Origin of the sequence: Paenibacillus camerounensis (assembly GCF_000723885.1) — a bacterium.
Classification (GTDB): Bacteria; Bacillota; Bacilli; order Paenibacillales; family Paenibacillaceae; genus Paenibacillus_AQ; species Paenibacillus_AQ camerounensis.
This window is the reverse complement of record NZ_CCDG010000024.1, coordinates 104,353-123,690: the sequence shown is the minus strand read 5'-3', so window position 1 is coordinate 123,690 and position 19,338 is coordinate 104,353. Positions and strand designations below refer to the sequence as shown.

The 19,338-nt window shown below is 50.8% G+C and carries 17 protein-coding genes and 1 pseudogene; 7 read left to right on the top strand and 11 right to left on the bottom strand.

Annotated features, from left to right (window positions below; translation table 11 throughout):
• Positions 1-66 precede the first annotated feature (66 nt).
• From BN3772_RS10420 to BN3772_RS10410, 4 genes are all read left to right on the top strand, one after another.
• Positions 67-1,449, top strand: coding sequence for a WD40 repeat domain-containing protein (locus BN3772_RS10420; protein ID WP_042199261.1), 1,383 nt, complete (start codon positions 67-69; stop codon positions 1,447-1,449).
• 371 nt (positions 1,450-1,820) lie between these two features.
• Positions 1,821-2,189: a ribosome small subunit-dependent GTPase A gene (locus BN3772_RS31235; protein ID WP_244444713.1), complete on the top strand. Its 369-nt coding sequence runs from the start codon at positions 1,821-1,823 to the stop codon at positions 2,187-2,189.
• A gap of 23 nt (positions 2,190-2,212) precedes the next feature.
• Positions 2,213-2,626 carry a GTPase RsgA gene (rsgA, locus tag BN3772_RS31230; RefSeq protein ID WP_244444712.1) on the top strand — a complete coding sequence of 138 codons (414 nt, stop codon included), beginning with the start codon at positions 2,213-2,215 and terminating at the stop codon, positions 2,624-2,626.
• On the top strand, positions 2,623-3,639 hold the full coding sequence (locus BN3772_RS10410) for an aminoglycoside phosphotransferase family protein (protein ID WP_042199331.1): 1,017 nt from the start codon (positions 2,623-2,625) through the stop codon (positions 3,637-3,639). Before rsgA ends, BN3772_RS10410 begins: the two co-directional genes overlap by 4 nt.
• Positions 3,640-3,901: 262 nt before the next feature.
• Here the strand turns inward: BN3772_RS10410 and BN3772_RS10405 are convergent, their stop codons facing one another.
• The 5 genes from BN3772_RS10405 to BN3772_RS10385 all read right to left on the bottom strand — a co-directional run bounded on the left by BN3772_RS10405 (position 3,902) and on the right by BN3772_RS10385 (position 8,824).
• Positions 3,902-4,249 (bottom strand): DMT family transporter, encoded by a 348-nt coding sequence (locus tag BN3772_RS10405; protein WP_042199329.1) that lies wholly within the window; start codon positions 4,247-4,249, stop codon positions 3,902-3,904.
• Positions 4,250-4,285: 36 nt separating this feature from the next.
• On the bottom strand, positions 4,286-4,615 hold the full coding sequence (locus tag BN3772_RS10400; RefSeq protein WP_042199259.1) for a DMT family transporter: 330 nt from the start codon (positions 4,613-4,615) through the stop codon (positions 4,286-4,288).
• Positions 4,616-4,628: 13 nt separating this feature from the next.
• Entirely contained in the window at positions 4,629-5,162 is a 534-nt protein-coding gene (locus BN3772_RS10395) for a TetR/AcrR family transcriptional regulator (RefSeq protein WP_042199258.1), read from the bottom strand.
• Between the two features lie 186 nt (positions 5,163-5,348).
• The gene (locus tag BN3772_RS10390; protein ID WP_042199256.1) at positions 5,349-7,088 is read right to left on the bottom strand and encodes an ABC transporter ATP-binding protein; all 1,740 of its coding nucleotides are present in this window, start codon (positions 7,086-7,088) and stop codon (positions 5,349-5,351) included.
• On the bottom strand, positions 7,085-8,824 hold the full coding sequence (locus tag BN3772_RS10385; protein ID WP_042199254.1) for an ABC transporter ATP-binding protein: 1,740 nt from the start codon (positions 8,822-8,824) through the stop codon (positions 7,085-7,087). Before BN3772_RS10385 ends, BN3772_RS10390 begins: the two co-directional genes overlap by 4 nt.
• A gap of 152 nt (positions 8,825-8,976) precedes the next feature.
• Here BN3772_RS10385 and BN3772_RS10380 point away from each other — a divergent pair, with 152 nt between their 5' ends.
• Both BN3772_RS10380 and BN3772_RS10375 read left to right on the top strand, forming a co-directional pair.
• Positions 8,977-9,846, top strand: a complete 870-nt coding sequence (locus BN3772_RS10380) for a LysR family transcriptional regulator (RefSeq protein ID WP_042199252.1) — start codon at positions 8,977-8,979, stop codon at positions 9,844-9,846.
• A 205-nt stretch (positions 9,847-10,051) separates the two neighbouring features.
• Positions 10,052-10,666 (top strand): hypothetical protein, encoded by a 615-nt coding sequence (locus tag BN3772_RS10375; protein WP_042199250.1) that lies wholly within the window; start codon positions 10,052-10,054, stop codon positions 10,664-10,666.
• Positions 10,667-10,816: 150 nt separating this feature from the next.
• Here BN3772_RS10375 and htpG read toward each other — a convergent pair whose 3' ends face one another.
• The 4 genes and pseudogenes from htpG to BN3772_RS10355 all read right to left on the bottom strand — a co-directional run bounded on the left by htpG (position 10,817) and on the right by BN3772_RS10355 (position 14,977).
• Complete coding sequence (htpG, locus tag BN3772_RS10370; RefSeq protein WP_042199248.1) at positions 10,817-12,697, bottom strand: molecular chaperone HtpG; 1,881 nt, start codon at positions 12,695-12,697, stop codon at positions 10,817-10,819.
• Between the two features lie 150 nt (positions 12,698-12,847).
• Complete coding sequence (locus BN3772_RS10365) at positions 12,848-13,543, bottom strand: MBL fold metallo-hydrolase (protein WP_042199247.1); 696 nt, start codon at positions 13,541-13,543, stop codon at positions 12,848-12,850.
• A 23-nt stretch (positions 13,544-13,566) separates the two neighbouring features.
• Positions 13,567-14,021, bottom strand: a pseudogene (locus tag BN3772_RS10360) (GNAT family N-acetyltransferase).
• A 59-nt stretch (positions 14,022-14,080) separates the two neighbouring features.
• Entirely contained in the window at positions 14,081-14,977 is an 897-nt protein-coding gene (locus BN3772_RS10355) for a LysR family transcriptional regulator (RefSeq protein ID WP_042199245.1), read from the bottom strand.
• Positions 14,978-15,095: 118 nt separating this feature from the next.
• On the opposite strand from BN3772_RS10355, the gene dapA reads away from it, so the two are divergent.
• Entirely contained in the window at positions 15,096-15,971 is an 876-nt protein-coding gene (gene dapA, locus BN3772_RS10350; protein ID WP_042199243.1) for a 4-hydroxy-tetrahydrodipicolinate synthase, read from the top strand.
• A 760-nt stretch (positions 15,972-16,731) separates the two neighbouring features.
• On the opposite strand, the gene BN3772_RS10345 is transcribed toward dapA, so the two are convergent.
• Complete coding sequence (locus tag BN3772_RS10345) at positions 16,732-18,324, bottom strand: DEAD/DEAH box helicase (protein ID WP_042199242.1); 1,593 nt, start codon at positions 18,322-18,324, stop codon at positions 16,732-16,734.
• 257 nt (positions 18,325-18,581) lie between these two features.
• On the bottom strand, positions 18,582-19,154 hold the full coding sequence (gene pduL, locus BN3772_RS10340) for a phosphate propanoyltransferase (RefSeq protein ID WP_042199240.1): 573 nt from the start codon (positions 19,152-19,154) through the stop codon (positions 18,582-18,584).
• Positions 19,155-19,338 lie beyond the last annotated feature (184 nt).

The following is a 19,338-nucleotide window of genomic DNA, read 5'->3' as shown; positions in this document are numbered from 1 at the left end:
CTTATCCGCTTAAACAACGTCCATATTAATATGGAAAACTCTAACTATTCCGGTATGGAGGTATATATGCGTTATTTGAAAGTTATTGTGCTGGCGTCTGTTATGCTCGCAGGATGTCAGAAGACCCCTTCAGCAGAACAAGCGGATATTTCTCCGCCCCCTGATTCGGCAACGCCCCAGTCAGCTGCAGCTCCGGCGGCCACATCTTCAGCTACGGCATCCTTAAGCCCGGAGGAGCCTTTTCTCTATATCGAGCAGATGAAAAGCCTGGAAGGATACGGACAAGTGGTGCAGGTAAAGTCCAATGCCGATATGGACCAAGCATCACTGGAGTCCGCACTGGAAAAAAGCTTGCAGACCAGCAATCCGCAGACAGCGTTCAGTTATACGCTGGAATGGGAGTCACCAAGGTTTGTGCAGATTCGTCTGCAGATGGACGAGGATAACGCCTGGTCCGGGACCTTCAATCTGGATGAAGCCGTCACCGCAGATGGCCGAAGCTATGCGAGCATAGAACAGCCGTACCGCAATACTGTCGTTGTGAGATCTCTATCTGATCAGGGTAGTATACATTTCAAAGGCATTGTATCCGGCACTCAGCGGATGATTCCCGTCTGGAATACGGGCTGGGTCAAAGCCGTCGATAACCAGGAATACTCGGTACCTTCCTTTCTGTTCTATGGACATGAAGAGCATCATCTGGTTCAGGCTATGACAGGCCTTGAGCTTACGATCCCTTCTTTTCCCCCGGAGGAAGGAGCTTACGGCAACGACTATGGTTATCATGAAATGTATTCCGACCGTTTCTATCCCGGCTTCACTTATATGGTATCGGGCAACAAAACGCTGTACCGGGTAGACTTGAAGGATTTCACCCGCAAGAAGCTGCATGTTTTTGATAAACCGGTCTATGGCATGTCCTCATCACCAGACGGCACACGTATTGCTGTGTTGTACGCACATGATGACTACATTGGCCCCGGAGCAGATTTGCTGGTATTGGATCAAAAGGGAACTACGCTGTTGTCCCGGGAAAACGCAGCTTTCCTCTCACACAGTGACGGCTTCCTGTCCGTATATACGCTGAGCTGGGAGGACAATACGATCCTGATACTCCCTGGAGACAACGGGGAGGACAATCCGCTTGGCAAAATCCGTTTTGACACCGGCAGCGGAACTTCTAACGTCCTCCTGGATGAACAGATTACGAAGCAGGTTAAAGAGGATATATGGGAGCATGAGCGGCAGCAGGACTACTACCTTCTGACTACGCTCAAGTGGTCGCCGGACGGCAGGTTCGCAGCATACACGTCAGGTACAGGTACAATCCGGCTGTATGACAGCAATGAACGGACCATAACATTCGTGGCGGCAGGCGTTCTGCTGGGATGGATGCCGGACGGGACGCTGGCCTGGGCAGACGTTGGAGGACATGCTTATACTTTTTGAGCAAATGTGCAATTTAATTATAATCATCTAGTACATTGAATATTTTCCCATAATAGGATAACTTAAAGAAAGCTTAGTGATAAGCAAGTTCCGTACACGAAGGGGGATGTGATTTTAGTGGCAGCTACTTATAGGGTGGTTTCGTCTTAGAATCGAATATCAGGCATTCACGAACAACGCGGGAGAATGCCCGTATTCTTTGTGATGCCATCCAAAGTAACCTTTCGTGAAAATTGCTGTTTACAGGATACGATGAGGATCGTCTCTTTAGGTGCGTTCTTATGCCGTGTATCAGCAGCTTCTTTAGAGGCTGCTGGTCCGCGGCATTTTTGCGTCCAAAAAACAACATAAAAGGAGCTAACCACACAAACATGATTGATTTAAAAACCTATGGCTATATTGAAACAGAAGATATTCAAGAAGGATTAATACCCGGCAGAGTGACGGAGCTGCGGCGTGAGCGTTTTACTGTTATGACCGGACGCGGTGAAGTTACAGCGGTGCTCAAAGGAGCCTTTTATCACAGTGCGGATACGCGTTCAGATTATCCGTGTGTCGGTGATTTCGTCCTGCTGCAGTACAACGGGAATGGAGATTCACTCATCGGTACGGTACTCCCCCGCCGGTCCAAGTTCTCACGCGCTGATTACTCCGGGCATGCCGCAGGCTTCACCAAGACCATCCGGGAGCAGGTTGTCGCAACCAACTTTGATTATGTATTTATCCTGACTTCGTGCTAAATGCGCTGATGGAACAGGATGTAATGAAGGTCCAGGCAATCCGGGAAATTGACAGCAGGGGGCGGCATACGACAACACACCGTCAGTTGTTCATGCTCCCCTCCGGTAAGATGGTTATTGATACGCCTGGCATGCGTGAGCTTGGGCTTTTTGAGGCCGGTGAAGGTATACATGCAAGCTTTGGTGATGTGGAGGAATGGTTTGGAACATGCCGTTTTGCCGACTGCCGTCATCAGGCTGAGCCAGGCTGTGCCGTTCTCGCCGCACTGAAAGACGGTTCGTTGCCGCGTGAACGCTGGGAGCATTATCTTACACAGCAGCAAGAGCACAAATATGTCCAGGACAGGACGGGTTACCTCATCAGCAAACGGGCCCGTGACAAAATGACTGCCATGCAAGGCAAACAAACTAGGAAAAATGGGGGATGGAAAAAATGAAGATTACTAACGAAACATTAACATATGTCTTAAGCCAGCAGTTCAAGAAGGAGATTATCTCAGCAGACTTCACTACTAAGTCTCTGCATGGCGGAACGGTAGGGAATGTAAATTTGGTAACAGGAACCGCCGAAACCTCTGAAGGAGAGAAACTGCCGTACCGTGTTGTGCTGAAAATCCAGAAAAAATGGGAGCGCTTCGGTGATCCGGGTTCATGGCGCCGGGAGTATGATCTCTATTCATCTGATTTGGGAGTGACTTTTTCGGATACCTTTCGCTGGCCGACTTGTTATTACGCGGAAATGAATGCCGAGCAGGATGAATTTCAGCTGTGGCTGGAATATATCGATGGAGTATCCGGTTTAGACTTAACTGGTGATATGTATGAGCAGGCCGCACTGGAGTTAGGGCGTTATCAGGGGAAGCTGTATGCGGAGCAACCTGCTGTGCTGGAGAGTCTGACCAACCTTAGCCGGGCAGATCTTATGAAGAACACGTACCTGCATTACCGGTCTTGGCCGGTCGTCTACGACTATATCCGTTCGGAGAATTGTGAATTTCCGCAGCACGTGCGGCAAATGCTTATTGACCTTGACGGGCACGCAGAGGCGATATTCGCCCGTATTGAACAACTGCCTCTTGTGCTGTGCCACCGGGATTTCTGGGTAACCAATATCATCAACAGAGGCGGGACAATCGCGCTTATCGACTGGGATACCTCGGGATGGGGTTATCTGGGCGAAGACATCGCCAGCCTGCTTGCCGACGAAGTGGATCTTGATTACATGATCGAATATTACCAGCGATGCATACCTGCGTATTATAGAGGTTTTGCAGAGTATGCGGATGCTCCCCGAGTGGAAGATCATTGCGTCTGCGAGCTGATCCTGATCATATTCGGGTACAGGCTTGTGGAAGGGTATCTGCATGCAAAGGACGAGGACGGGAAGGCGCTAAATCTCCAGACGCTTCAAAAAATCTATGAAATGAAGAACACTCCTGTTCTGAGCTGATTTTAATCTCTAAAAAAAAGAACTCCGTATACCCGCTTATGCAGTGGGTTTCGGAGTTTCTTTTCCTAACTAAATATTGTAATTGCCGAAAACGCGAACTAACTTTTGATTTAATTCATGATATTCTTTTATAAGACCGGCTTCATTGTTAGAATATTTACTTTGTACGTGGAATCTGCTGCTTCACAGTAAGGGCTATACAAATGTCCCTCAATTCTTTCTCCAGGTCATGCACCATAGATCCCTCCATGTTCTAATGAACTCACAGCTGCCCCTGGGGTGCTTTTTCCGGCTGATTAGATGAATTGAGCAGCACTACACCGCCGATAATAGCCGCGATTCCGAGGAAAGATACAAAGGTGAATGGATCGCCCCACACCACCACACCGAGCAAAGCTGTAATGGCCGTCCCGACGCCTGACCAGACTGCATACGCGAAGCTGAGCGGAATAACCCGCAGACTCATGGATAAGCAGAAAAAAGATAACCCCATCCCCACAACGACCCCGAGACCCGGCAGCAGATTCGTGAACCCGTCCGATAGCTTAAGCATCGTTGTCCCGAATATTTCAAAGCAGATGGCCATAGCCAGGTACATGTAACTTTTCAATTCAATCCCCATCCTCTTCTTTGCCCGTAGAATCAATCAATGCGCTCCGCCTGTAGCAAGCTTCAGTGTAATGACACCGCCGATGATCAGCAGCAGTCCCAATATTTTTTTTCGGTTAAGCCTTTCTTTATAAAAGAAGACTCCGACCATCGCCGTTAAAGCCGTCCCTGCCCCGGACCAGATCGCATAAGCCGTTCCGAGTGAAATCGACTGCAGCGCCAGCGACAGAAAATAAAACGCAGAGCCGAGTCCAATTACCACCCCAAGAGATGGATATAGCCGTCTGAAGCCGTTGGATAATTTGAGCAGCGAGCTGCCGCAGACCTCTGACACAATGGCAAAAGCCAATAACACAAAGGGGTTCACAATTCTTTTCCTCCTACACCGTCATTTTGAGCAGTTCCTGTATGACCTGTTCACGCAGCTCTGAATCCAGCTTCCCTAAGCTGAACATTTCAGAGAACCACAGGCCGTCGGCAGCCAGCCGTACTATGGTTGAACGCACAGGGTCGATCCCGTCGTTTTCAATGTCTTTTTGCCATAATGCATATTGCTCCTGCAGCTTCTCCAGCAGTTCCGGTTTGCTGAATAACGCCGCAGTCAGCGCCGTGCTGATCCCGTTCCCGTCCTTGATATCACAGGCCACAGATTCCGTGTATGCCCGGCTCCATTTCCCTTGATTAACAGCGGAAACCGCTGCCCGCTCCTGGACATCGGTTACGAATTCGTCCGTCAGCTCCTCCACCAGCCCCTGAATCAAAGCATTCTTATTAGGAAAATGATGCAGCAGCCCTCCCTTACTGACGCCGGCCTCCCTGGCAACCGCCTCAAGGGTTAGCTTCTCTACCCCCTGGCTTCTGATGATTAAGGATGCGGCCGTCAAAATAACCCCTCGCCTGGAATTAACGTTCATATCATTCACCTCTGTATTTACTATACCGTCTGGACGGTTTTAATGTCAAAGTATAATTGTATGACCTTGTTGTGACAATAAATGAGCGCAGAAGAAAATAATGCTCCCGAGTTTTAATCGACATATACAAAAAGACTGCACACAGCAAAATATCACTGTATACAGTCTTTATCGCATAATAAAGCTTTACACCGCCGCAAACTGGCTGTTATACAGCTTCGCATAATGCCCGCCGCTGGCCAGCAGCCCCTCATGTGTGCCGCTCTCGACAATGTCCCCGTCCTTCATATAGAGGATAATATCCGACTCGCGGATGGTTGACAGCCTATGGGCGATAACAAAACTGGTCCGGCCTGAGATCATCCGCAGAAAAGCCTTCTGGATCCGGATTTCGGTCAGCGTATCAATGCTGCTGGTTGCCTCATCAAGGATCAGCATCGGCGGATCAGCCAGCATGACGCGGGCGATCGTCAGCAGCTGCTTCTGGCCCTGGGACAGATTGTCACCGGAGCCGCTGATTTTGGTCGCATAGCCCTCTGGCAGCCGCTTGATGAAGCTGTGGGCGCTCGCCGCCTTGGCAGCGGCAATAACCTCTTCATCACTCGCCTCCGGCTTGCCGTAGGCGATATTATCGCGGATCGAGCCTCCGAACAGCCATGTATCCTGGAGCACCATTCCGAAGTTCTGCCGCAGGCTGTCGCGGGTGATCTGATTGATATCCGTACCGTCGATCCGAATGCTGCCGCTGTCCACATCGTAGAAGCGCATCAGCAGGTTGACGAGCGTCGTCTTTCCTGCTCCTGTCTGGCCGACAATGGCTACACGGGTACCCGGCTTGACTTCCAGGCTGAAATTACGGATTAGCGGCCGCTCCGGCGTGTACGCAAAGCTTACTTTGTCAAAAATAATTGTCCCTTTGCTTACCCCCAGCACATGAGCGTCAGGGGCATCTGGTATCTCCGGCACCATATCGAGAATCTTGAAGATCCGCTGTGCCGAGGCTGTTGCAGACTGCAGCTGGGTGATAACACCGGTAATTTCATTAAACGGCTTCGCGAACAGATTGGAGTAGATCAGAAAGCTGGACAGGTCCCCGACAGAGAGATGTCCGCCTATTACCAGCACACTGCCGATCATCGCAATGACTGAGAACGTAATATTGTTGACCAGCCGGGTTGTCGGATTGGCGAGAGAGCCGTAAAACTGTGATTTGACGCCAGTCTGATACAGCTCATTGTTGCGTTCAGAGAAGCGTGCAAAGGAACGGTCCTCATAATGGTAGGCCTGCACAACCTTTTGCCCGCCGACAATCTCCTCCACATAGCCGTTCAGTCCGCCAAGAATCTTGGCCTGCTCACGGAACAGCTTCTGGGAGCGGGTGGTAATAAATCTCGCGACATAGTAGGTCACCGGCGCAGACAACAGCACCACCACGGTCATAACAGGACTGATATAGAGCATGAAGCCGATTGCACCTGCAATGGTGACAATGCCCGTCAGCAGCGTCGAGAAGCCCTGCAGCAGCCCGTCAGATACGGCATCCATATCGTTGACAAACCGGCTGATGCTGTCACCCTGCGGGTGATTGTCATGGAATTTGAGCGGCAGGGTGTCCAGCTTATCGAATAAGTCACTGCGCAGATCATAGACCGTTCTATAGGCGATTTTGTTGGTGTAATAGGTCAGGAGCCAGCCGAAAAAACTGCCTGTAACATAAACGGCGCCAAGAATCAGCAGCAGCCGGAGAATTTCTGGAAAATCAACATTGTCCGGCCCGATCATCCGGTCGATGGCCTGCCCGATCAGGAGCGGCCCGATCAGACTGGCAGCTACGCTCAGAATGGCACAGATTACAGCACCGATAGAGATGGCGCGGTATTGCCGGGTATAATTCAGCAGTCTTTTCCACGTGTTGTTAGTATTCATTGCGCCACCTCCTGGCTGGACAGCTGTGATTCACAAATCTCACGGTAGACCGCGCAGGATACAAGCAGCTCCTCATGAGTGCCGGTTCCGGCAATACGTCCCTCATCAAAGACAATGATCTGGTCCGCATGCTGTACCGTGCTCACCCGCTGAGATACCAGCAGCACGGTCATCTCCCGCCCGTATTCCTTAAGCGCCTTGCGCAGCGCCGCATCTGTTGCAAAATCCAGCGCGCTCGAGGAATCATCCAGAATCATAATAGGAGGACGGCCGACCACGGCGCGTGCAATGGTCAGACGCTGCTTCTGTCCGCCTGACAGATTCAGGCCGCCCCGGGCTACCGGTGTTTCCAGTCCTTCCGGAAGCTTGCTGATGAACTCCTCCGCCTGAGCCACCGCTGCAGCCTGCATAAGCTCGTCACGGGTAGCCTCCTGCTTGCCCCAGCGGATGTTATCGGCGATGGTTCCGGTGAACAGCAGCGCTTTTTGCGGTACGATGCCTATCAGGCTCCGCAGCTGCTCCAGCGGGTAATCCTTCACATTCACGCCTCTAATCCTGATATCCCCTTGAACGGTATCATAAAAACGCGGAATCAGATTAACAAACGTCGACTTGCCGGAGCCGGTACTGCCGATCAGTCCGATTGTCTGGCCTTGGTTTATCTTTACCGTGATGTCCTCCAGTGCAAGCTCGCCGGTACGGTTATAACCGAAGGAGACATGCTCGAAGGAGATAAGCGGAACGTCAGAGGCTGCTGCCGCAGTAACCGCAGTATTCCCCTCATCCGGAACCGATGTTGCTGCGGCCAGTACTTCATTGACCCGGTTAGCAGAGGAGGAGGCCTTAGTGAACAGGATCACCAGGTTCGATACAACAATCAGGGCCAGCAGAATCTGGGTCACGTAGTTGATAAAAGCGATAATCTCCCCCTGTGAGAGGCGTCCGGCGTCGATGTGCCAGCCGCCTGCCCAGAGAATGGCGATAATTGCCGCGTTGACGACTAGTGTCGTCATCGGCCCGAGCCAGGCGGCGATGCGTCCGACCCGGATCGCTGTCGCAGTCAGGTCGTCTGATGCCGCAGCAAAACGCTGCTTCTCGCGGCGCGACTTCGCAAAAGCACGGATAACGCGGATACCGGACAGATTCTCGCTCAGCACCAGCGCCAGGTGATCCAGCTTCTGCTGGTATTTGCGGTACAGCGGGCTGCTCCGGGTGATAATAAAGTACAGGATTACCCCGAATACCGGTGTTGCAGCCAGCAAAATGAGCGATAGCTGGAAGTCAAGAATCATTGACATGATGATGGCCCCGATGCAGATGAACGGCGCACGGACAACCAGCCGGATCAGCATCGCTACCGCAAGCTGCAGCTGGTTCACATCATTGGTGATCCGGTTGATCAGGGATGGCGTTCCCAGCTTATCCAGCTCTGCATAGGAGAGCGAAGAGACATGCTTGAACATCTTGTTGCGCAGCGATGTGCCGAAGCCCTGCGAAGCACGGGCAGCATAATACTGGCAGACCATCGAGCAGCCGAAGCCAAGCAAGGTCATAAGGAGCATCAGCCCGCCCATCCGGTACACATAGGCGCTATCCTGGTTGCCGATGCCGTTATTGACAATCAGCGCAACGATGGTCGGCAGCAGCAGCTCCAGAATGGCTTCCAGCAGCTTGAAGATCGGTCCGAGGATAACCTCTTTTTTGTACGGTTTCAGAAAAACAGCAATTTTAAACATAAATTCTCACCAGCCTATACAGTATGTATCTCTATGCAATTCCTAAAAGACCCGTTATGATTATGTCATATCCGCTACCATATTAATAATATTGGTTTCATATCTCTGCGATATGACAATCATATGTCAGCATAATAATACGGAGGTTAGTTATGGATATCCGCCAACTTAAATATTTCCTGGCGATCGCCGAGGAAGGCCAGATTACTTCAGCTGCCAGGCGGCTGCAGATGGCCCAGCCGCCGCTCAGCCAGCAGCTCAAGCTGCTGGAGGAAGAACTGGGAGTCAAGCTCGTAGAGCGCGGTCCGCGCAGCGTACAGCTTACCGAAGCCGGAATGATCCTGCGGGTCCGCGCACAGCAGATTCTGGAGCTGGCAGATTCCACCACCCGCGAGCTGAAGGATTACGTGAAGGGTGTATCCGGCACACTCTCCATCGGTACCGTCTCCTCTTCTGCCGCCACGCTGCTTCAGGAGCGGCTGCTGGAGTTCCACCAGCTATATTCCGGCGTGAAGTTTGAGATCCACGAAGGCAATACGTATCGTATTCTTGATCTGCTGAGTAAAGGCATCGTTGAGGTAGGCATCGTCCGCACCCCGTTCAGCAGTGCAGGGCTGGAGTGTATCTATACAGCATCAGAACCTATGATTGCCGTGATGTCGCCTGATTATGACTGGACCGGCGGAAGATCGTCCATTGATACCGGTGAGCTGCAGGAACAGCCGCTCATTATCTACCGCAGGTTTGAACAGCTGATCCGTGAGACCTGCCTGGAGCATGGCTTTGATCCGCAGTTTTTCTGCATGAATGACGATGCCCGTACGACCCTGCTATGGGCTAACGCCGGTCTAGGCGTCGGCATTATCCCAAGATCGGCTTATAAACTTGCCGACAACAGTAACCTTGTCCACAAGGAGATTATTAGCGATTCTCTTAATACCCGGGTTGCCGCGGTCTGGATGAAGGACAAATATCTATCCGCCCTGGCTGTGAAGTTTATTGAGAACTTCCGGGAGGGGTAACCCAGGGGCAAGAACTCGTGTCTGAAAACTCTTCATTGAGTCAATCTGAAAATGGCAGCCACGTATACAAAAGCCAGGAATGACAGTAAATCGATCCGCTGGAACGGAATCGTAGACTTGACCATTCGTTAGAAAGATTCACTTCGTGTCCTGAGATTTTTTTTTAGCACCGCCACTATTATTTCATAGCAAGGAGGCTATTTATTTGATTCAACAAATTATTGATGCACTAGATGAATTAACAGAAGGTGAGGGGTATTTCTCTATTGATCAAGCTGTACGGGTAGACAACGACTTGCACCTCACCCTAACCATGTACAAGGAGGTTTACGGAAGAACTGTAGGAAAGCATGCCTCCTGGAGCATTATTTGCGAGGATGTACGTGAAAACAACCTTGGCATCAGCAGCTCATTTCTTTATTTGCGTATTTTGAGAGATCATCCGGTTTTATTTAAATACAACAAGCCCTACTTTCGGATTTTAGGTCCAGAAAAGATGGCGGAAAACGAAAAAATTTATGGTCAGCTTTTTGAAGAACTTTCTAATTTTCTAGAAAAATATAATGCTGTTAATAGAATTTATGATTTCCTGTCATTTCAGCCAGGTTTCTCTCAAGGCCTTATTTCACTTACCTCTGGGCCTCAGGAAATTGCAGATATTTACCGCAAGGTGCTGGAAAAGGAGTCCATGCAGGTTACGCTCCAGTCCTATCCGTTTATCCACTCCGATACAGGAACGGAACAAATCCTGCTATTCGTTAATGTAGAACATTCCTTTTATGTTGTCGCTGAACATTTTCATATTACAAGAATGGATTAGCCTGCCTTTGAATTCAATTATATGAATAGGCGAACATTATGATTAAGACAATTTATCACCAGAAAATTTAAAACCCGCTCCCGGCAGCGCCGGAAGCGGGTTTTGTCTTTTACAGCCAATCTACAGCAGCATACAGCTGCCGCTTCAGTATTACACCATAATTTTGCAGATATCGTTGGTGAACTGCACCGGATCATTAACCTGCAGGCCTTCGATCAGCAGCGCCTGGTTGTACAGCAGGTTCGTGTACAGGCCCAGCTTCTCCTTGTCACCGTCAGCCGCAGCCTTGAGCGATTTGAAGACGTCATGGTTGACGTTAATTTCAAGTACCTTGTCCGCCTGCACCTCTTGACCGTTAGGCATCGCTTTGAGGATCTTCTCCATCTCGATGGTCAGCTCACCTTCAGTGGACAGGCAGACCGGATGGGACTTCAGCCGCTTGGAGGCTTTGACTGCCTTTACTTTACCGGACAGGATACCCTGCATTGCTTCGAACAGGTCCTTATTCTCGTTCTGCTCCTCTTCCGACGGCTTGTCCGCAGCATCCTCTTCGATGCCGAGATCGCCGCTGGAGACGTTTCTGAATTCTTTTTCCTTATAGGACATGATCATCTTGATCGCGAATTCATCGATATCGTCAGTGAAGTAGAGGATTTCATAGCCCTTGTCGAGCACGATTTCGGTCTGCGGCAGCTTCTCGATCCGTTCCACAGACTCACCGGAAGCATAGTAGATATACTTCTGGTCTTCCGGCATTCTTTCCACATATTCAGCCAGCGTAACCTGTTTCTTCTCCTTGGAGGAGTAGAACATCAGCAGGTCCTGCAGGGTTTCTTTTTCCATACCATAGTCATTGTACACACCGAACTTCAGCTGTCTGCCAAAAGACTGGTAGAACGTTTCGTATTTCTCTCTCTCGTCCTTCAGCAGGCTGAGGAGCTGGCTCTTGATCTTATTCTTGATATTCTTCGCAATCAGCGTCAGCTGGCGGTCATGCTGCAGCAGCTCGCGGGAGATGTTCAGCGACAGGTCCTCGGAATCCACCATCCCTTTGACAAAGCTGAAGTAGTCCGGCATCAGGTCCGCACATTTGTTCATGATCAGCACGCCGTTGGAGTAGAGCTCCAGGCCCTTTTCGTACTCCTTAGTGTAGTAGTCAAAAGGTGTGTTCTCCGGAATGAACAGAATTGCATTGTATACTACCGCACCGTCAGCGCTGATGTGGATGTGCTTAAGCGGCTTGTCGAAGCCGTAGCGCTTCTCGTTGTAGAAGTTGGTGTAGTCCTCTTCAGTCAGCTCGCTTTTGTTCTTGCGCCAGATCGGCACCATGCTGTTAACGGTTTGCTCTTCCTTTGTTTCTTCGAACTCGCCTTCGCTGCCTTCCTTCGGCTTGCTGCCGGTGATGTCCATCTTGATCGGGAAGCGGATGAAGTCGGAATACTTCTTGATAATCGCTTTCAGGCGGTACTCTTCCAGGAACTCGTCGTAGTTGTCCTCTTCGGTGTTGGCTTTGATAGTAAGGGTAATCTCAGTACCCACACTGTCTTTGTCCGCTCTCTCGATGGTATAACCGTCTGCCCCCTGGGATTCCCACTTGTACGCCTGCTCGCTGCCCAGCGCCTTACTGATGACCGTAACATCCTCTGCCACCATAAAAGCGGAATAGAAGCCGACCCCGAACTGTCCGATAATGTTATGGCCGTCCTTGGCCTCGTTATCCTTCTTGAACGCAAAAGAGCCGCTGTTCGCGATAATCCCCAGATTGTTCTCCAGCTCTTCCTGTGTCATCCCGATTCCTGTATCGGAGATGGTCAGCGTGCGGCTGTCCTTATCGGCGGTTACTTTGATGTAGTAATCCTCTTTATTGAACACCAGGCTGTCGTCGGCCAGTGCTTTGTAATAGATTTTGTCGATGGCATCACTTGCGTTGGAGATCAGCTCCCGCAGGAAGATTTCCCGCTGTGTATAGATGGAGTTAATCATCATTTCCAGTAGTCGTTTGGATTCGGCTTTGAACTCTTTTTTAGACATGAATATAGAATCTCCTCTCAAAAATAGCCTGCTGATTGCTTCCGGATGATTAGCACTCCATAGGCCTGAGTGCTAACACTTCCTTTTATATACCATATTGTCGTTTTTGATGTCAATATCTTGCTGCATATCGGTGCTAAAAAAGCTTCTTTATATATGTAACGATCCGCCATGATAGCAGTAATAATGCTTCGCCTTAAGGCTCTTCAGCAGCTCCAAAGAACGCTCCGCCTGCGGCAGGTCGAGACAGTACTGAGGATTCGCTACCAGCAGCTCTGTACCATTGTCCTCTAGGTAGGCTGCATCCCCGATAATTACGCTGTCCAGCTCCGGGAGGTGCAGGGAAATATGGCCTGACGTGTGTCCGGGTGTTGCTATTACCTTGCAAGCCCCGTCAAACAGCCATTCCCCCTCCTTGACCGTCCGATCGACCGCAATATGCTTAAGGCTTGTCAGCAGGTCAACGAATGACTGGCCGAAGGCCTTCTGCTCTTCAGGCATTTGCTCAAGCAGCTCCTCTGCCTGCACCAGCCGTTCGGATTTCACCTCGCCGCTGATATAGGCCGCTTCCCGTTCGCTGGAGATCACCGTCACCCAAGGGTATTTCCCCTTAAAATCATGCAATGCCCCGATGTGATCGTCGTCATAGTGGGTGATCACGATATGCTTGAGCTGCCTCAGGTCATAGCCTTTGTGCTCTATTGCGTTCTCAATCAGGGGCAGGAACCCGGGATAGCCAGTGTCAACCAGAGCCAGCTCATGATTCGTAAGCACAATTAAGCTCGGGTAAATAAAATACGGCTGTCCCTCATACATAAATTCAACCGGAAGCTCGATAATGTTCATTGTGACCTCCAAGCGTTATCGTTTTATAATTTCATTTTGAGCCCGGTGTGAGTCGCTTTAAAGCCCAGCCGCTCATAAAAGCGCAAAGCATCACCGCGTGCAGTATCCGTCGTCAGCTGAATTAAGTGAGACAGTCCCGCTCTTTAGCACGCTCAACCGCCCGCAGAACCAGCCTGCTTCCGATTCCTTTTCCCCTTACTGAAGCTACTGTCCGAACCCCTTCGATTGATGCTCTCCAGCTGCCCTGATGGGTCAAATGAGGTGTAAAAGTAAGCTGCAGAACACCTACCGGCTGGTCATCAAGACAGGCCACAATCAATTCATTGTTCGGGTCAGTGTCAATCGCATGAAAGGCTCTAAAATAGCTCTCCGGAAGAGGAGTTTCGTAACGTTCTCTAGTTCTGCCTAATTCATCGTCTGCAAGCATCTGAACCATTGCACTTAGATCATCTAATGTGGCAATCCTGAAATGAACCATATTACCTCCTACAAGTGTAAAAGCCTGCTGCAGCTTCGTAGTAGGCTCTCATATCATTATTATACCGCGGCTTTTTTGGCTTCGGCATCGGCAAGCAGCATTTGAATCAGCGACTGCAGCGGCAGCGACTTCCATTTTTTCGGATGGATCAGCAGCTGCAGGTCAAAGTGAATCTCCGGATGGGCAAAAGGAAGCTCGGCCAGATTCCCCCGCTCGATCTCCTCCTCAGCCACTATTCTCGGCAGCAGGGCAATGCCCAGGCCGTTGCGTACACAGCGCTTAATCGCCTCCAGATTGGACAGCTCAAAGCCGATGCGGAACACAATACCGTGCTCGCGGAGCAGATTCTCGAACATGCTGCGGTAGATACAGCTTTCTTCCGAGACTATCAGCTCACAGTTATTCAAATCCTGCAGCGATACCTCGGCGAGCTTCGCCAGCGGATGACTGGAGGGAGCGACCAGCACCAGCGGCTCATCCCGGATAATCGTCCGCTCCAGCATGGAATCGGTTGTACAGCGGTCCAGCATCAGTCCGATGTCCACCTCGCCGTCCCTGATTTTGGATACGAGATTCGCCTCCTGCTCGGTCTGCAGATGAATGTTCAAGCCGGGAAAGGTCGTCCGCAGCTGCTGCAGAAACGGCGGCAGATAGAACGCAGCCAGCGAATCGATCGTCCCGATAGTCAGCGTACCGCCGATCTGCTGGGCAATCGTCTCCTTAGAACGGTCATACAGATCAAGAATCTCAACAAACAGCTTCAGCAGCTCTTCGCCCGGCGGAGTCAGGCGCAAAATGCGGCCGTGGCGCTCCATCAGGGTTACTCCGTATTCTTTTTCGATCTTTTGAATCTGCGTTGTTACGCTCGACTGGGCATATCCCAGCTCCTCTGCCGCCCGGGTGAAACTCTGCCGCTTCGCCACCTCGCGAAAAGTTCTCATATAGGTTAAATCCATTTCATCACCCTAACATCAATATTATTGATGACCCATATCATTTATTATAGCTAACGCCGATGAATAATTCCATGCTACAGTAGAATAAACGGTTATACAAATTTGGAGGACGATATTCATGTTAACAGAAGAGCAGATTTATGGAATCTATGTTCCCGTGGTAACACCGTTCGATGCAGCCGGCGAGATTGATCTGGCTTCGTATCAGCGGTATGTGCAGAACATCATCAAGAACAAAATTCATGGTCTGGTCGTAAATGGAACCACTGGAGAATCGCCGACAGTCAGTATACAAGAATTAGAACTGCTAATTGATGCCTCTAAACAGCTGTTGCAGGGCAGCGATATTCCGCTCGTCATCGGTACAGGCACCAACGACACGATGTCTACAGTCAAACGTACGGAGCTAGCTGCAAATGCCGGAGCTGATGCCGCACTCGTAGTTGTCCCCTATTACAGCCGTCCTTCACAGCAGGGCATTATCGAGCACTTCCGCAAAGCTGCCGAGGTCGGGATTCCGGTCATGGCCTACGATATCCCGGGCCGCGCCGGAGTCGGCATGACTCTAGATACTGCGCGCACCATTCTGGAAATGAACAACGTTGTCGGCCTCAAGGACTGCTCCGGCTCGCAGCTGCTCGTCTCAGAGCTGTCGCGTCACGGCTCGAAGCCGATCCTGTGCGGCGATGACCTCTCCTTCTTCGACATGCTGGGCTGCGGCGCCGCCGGTGGCATGCTTGCCTCCGCCAATGTGCACACCGCAAGATTCCTTGGCATTTACGAACAGTATAGAGCCGGCCAGGTTGAGGCTGCCAGAGCCGATTACGACCGGCTGGTACCGCTGATGAAGCTGCTGTTCAAGGAATCCAATCCCGCACCGATTAAATGGCTGCTCAGCGCCACAGGCGAGATCTCCTCAGACACTCTGCGCCTGCCAATGACTTCGATCAGCGAAGCGCTGCGCGAGGAGCTTGGTGCCCATCTCGCCGGCTAGTCCTTCGCCTGGACTATAACGGCTGGACGCTATAGACGCAAAACCCCGTATTGTACTCTCAGCTGAGTGTGCAATACGGGGTTTTGTGTTTGTGTTTTGGTATTTGCAACGCCGATTACTTACGTCCGCTGCAATCCAGCTGGCTTTCGGACGGCTCTGGTGCCTACGCTTGGCGCGTAGATGCTACCGTGTTTCCTCTTAATCGCAGCTTTAACTTACTGTTATTTTTAACTTACTTGTAGCTTTAACTTACTAACTCCATTGCAGCTTTAACTTACTAATCTACTCATAGCTACCCTTACTCGCAGATTTAACGAGCAACAGGGTTTCCCCTCTGCTGAGTCTTATTTCCATTACCCCAGACGGCTTAACTGCACTCTGTACAACTAAAACGCCAGTTTTCCGTCCAACTATCCGTTTAGCTGTATTCCATACAACTAAAACGCCTAAAAGTAGCTGTTTTGAGCAATTTGGCGTTTTATAGTTGTACAAAATACACTTATCTCGCGTCTGCTGCCCATTTTGCTGTGTTTAGTTGTACGAAATACAGTTATCTTGATCAGTCTGCTACAAAAAGTTACTCCAAAGAAGAGTAAATACCGATTGAGCCAAGTGAGTTTGACATCTGAGCGGACAGCAAGCAGTAACCGGGAAGAAAATCTTCGCGTATGAAAACTCCGCCCGGATTCTCCCTCCCAAGTCGCTGCTATTATGAACGTTGTTCCGTCCAGCCCCTGTTAACACTCACACTGTGCCTGAACTAATTTCTTCCGCTTCCGCCAGCCCGGCTTCCTGCCGATCTGTCTGCCCCAGCTGTTCGTGCTCCGCCAGTCTGTCCTCTGCCTGCTCCTGCAGTCCGCGCTCCGCCAGTCTGCTCTCTGCCCGCTCCAGCAGCGCGTGCTCCGCCGCCTTGTCCTCTGCCTGCTCCTGGTGTCCGTGCTCCGCCAGCGTGCTCTCTGCCTGCTCCAGCAGCGCGTGCTCCGCCGGCACTACCATTGCCGCTTGCGTTAGACTCTCCATGCTGTCTGCCACCTGCAGCACCACTCTTGCCGGCACCTTGTCCACTGCGCGGGCGGCTGCCCTGCGTGAACCATTCTTCCTTCGGCTTACGAGCAGGGTTGGTTTTTGACTTCGGCTTTGCAGGTGCAGCAGCCTTTGCTGATCCCACACCCTTACTCGCTTTAGCAACCTCTGCTGCCAGCGCCGGATTCACCTTTATCATCGGATAAGGATGATTTTTCACTTCCGGAATGGTTTTGCCGATCAGCTTCTGAATATCCTTCAGGTAAGGCAGCTCCTCCGCTTCGCACAGGGAAATGGCAATACCGCTCATGCCGGCACGGCCGGTACGTCCGATCCGGTGCACATACGTCTCGGGAATGTTCGGCAGATTAAAGTTGATTACGTGCGACAGCTCATCAATATCAATTCCCCGGGCAGCGATATCAGTAGCCACCAGCACACGGGTTACCCCGCTTTTGAAATTGCGCAGCGCATTCTGCCGTTCATTCTGCGACTTGTTGCCGTGAATTGCCTGTGCGGTGATATTCACCTTGGCCAAATCACGCGCGACCCGGTCCGCTCCGCGTTTTGTACGGGTAAAGACAAGCGCAGACACTATGGATTTATCCTCCAGCAGCCGGTTCAGCAGCTTTTGCTTAAAGCCGTTTTCCAGCAGATAGACAGATTGCTCAATCCGGTCAACCGTTGAAGAAACCGGGGTGATTTCAATTTTTACCGGATTCACGAGCAGCGTCTTGATCAGCTGTGAAATCTCCTGCGGCATTGTCGCAGAGAAGAACAGCGTCTGCTTCTTGGCCGGCATCTTGGCGATGATCCGTTTTACATCATGGATAAAGCCCATATCGAGCATCCGGTCAGCTTCATCCAGCACCAGCACCTGCACATGCTGCAGATCGGCATGCTTCTGGGAGATCAGGTCAATCAGACGGCCTGGAGTCGCAATCAGGATATCCGCACCCAGCGCCAGCGCACGTTCCTGTGATCTTTGTGAGACACCGCCGACAACTGCTGTAGAACGGATACCGGTAAACTTGCTGTAGACCTGAATGTTTTCATAAATCTGCAGCGCCAGCTCACGGGTAGGAGTGAGAATCAGGGAACGAATTGGGCGTTTTCCGCTCCGGTTAACCGTCTGCTTGCTAAGCAGCTGAATAATAGGCAGGGAAAAAGCTGCCGTCTTCCCCGTTCCCGTCTGTGCACAGCCCAGCACGTCTCTTCCGGTCAATGCTGCGGGAATAGCTTCTTTTTGAATCGGTGTAGGTGATGTATAGTTAGCAAGGTCCAGCGCCTTCAGAATTGCGGGGCTCAGACCCAAGTCATTAAAAGTCATAATTGTCTCCTTATATCAAACACATATTGTCAGATTACCCGGACTTGCGGGATTATGCTTATCCATACGATTCCACATGCGCAAAGCTAAGTCATAACACATAATGATACCATACTTCGACATATAAAATAACCCTGTAATCTCAGCCCCTGCGATAACGCCGATTCAGTCCCATTGCCGCCTGCTGCTTCACCCTTCAAAAACAGCAAAAAGAGCGGAGGAATATTCCCCCGCCCTTCTAAGCTATAAAGATAAGACTAATCTACGATTTCAGCTGTGTCACCGTTGTTGGCACCTGCAGCATTCGCTTCGTCGGTGTCGATGTGCATATCAAGCTTAAAGCTGTCGGATACGCGCGCAAGCACGTTCTCCAGCACCAGGCCGCGCTCACCGCCAAGGCGTACCTTGAGCAATTGCTTATCAGCGATGCCCCAAGCTTCAGCTTCGGATGTGTGGAAGTGAATGTGACGGGCTGCAATAATTACGCCAGTCTCCAGTTCAACTTCACCAGCTGGTCCTTTAAGGGTAATACCTGGTGTTCCATCGATATGTCCTGACTCACGGACAGGGGCTTTTACGCCGAGGCTGAAAGAGTCAGTGCGGGAAATTTCCAGCTGGGATGCCGGACGTGCAGGTCCGAGAATTCTTACCTTGTCGAACTTGCCTTTGCTGCCGATTACGGCTACTTGCTCGTTTGCTGCGAATTGTCCTGGTTGGGAGAGCGGTTTGAACTCAGTCAATTGGTAACCTGCGCCAAACAATGCCTCCACGTGCTCCTGCGTTAGGTGAATATGTCGGGCCGACACACCTACGGGTACAGTCTTGCTCATTTGTAAGTCACTCCTTGTATTTTCTCTAGTATCTGTACAAGCCACTGAACATTATACATCTTCTTACCCATAAATAAAAAGGTTCCGCTCACATTCAGCATCCCTTTTTCGACATTTCTCCGACAATTTACTGTATTTCCACCGTCTCAGTCACGTTTTCGCCATTTTATATTTTTCACCGGAT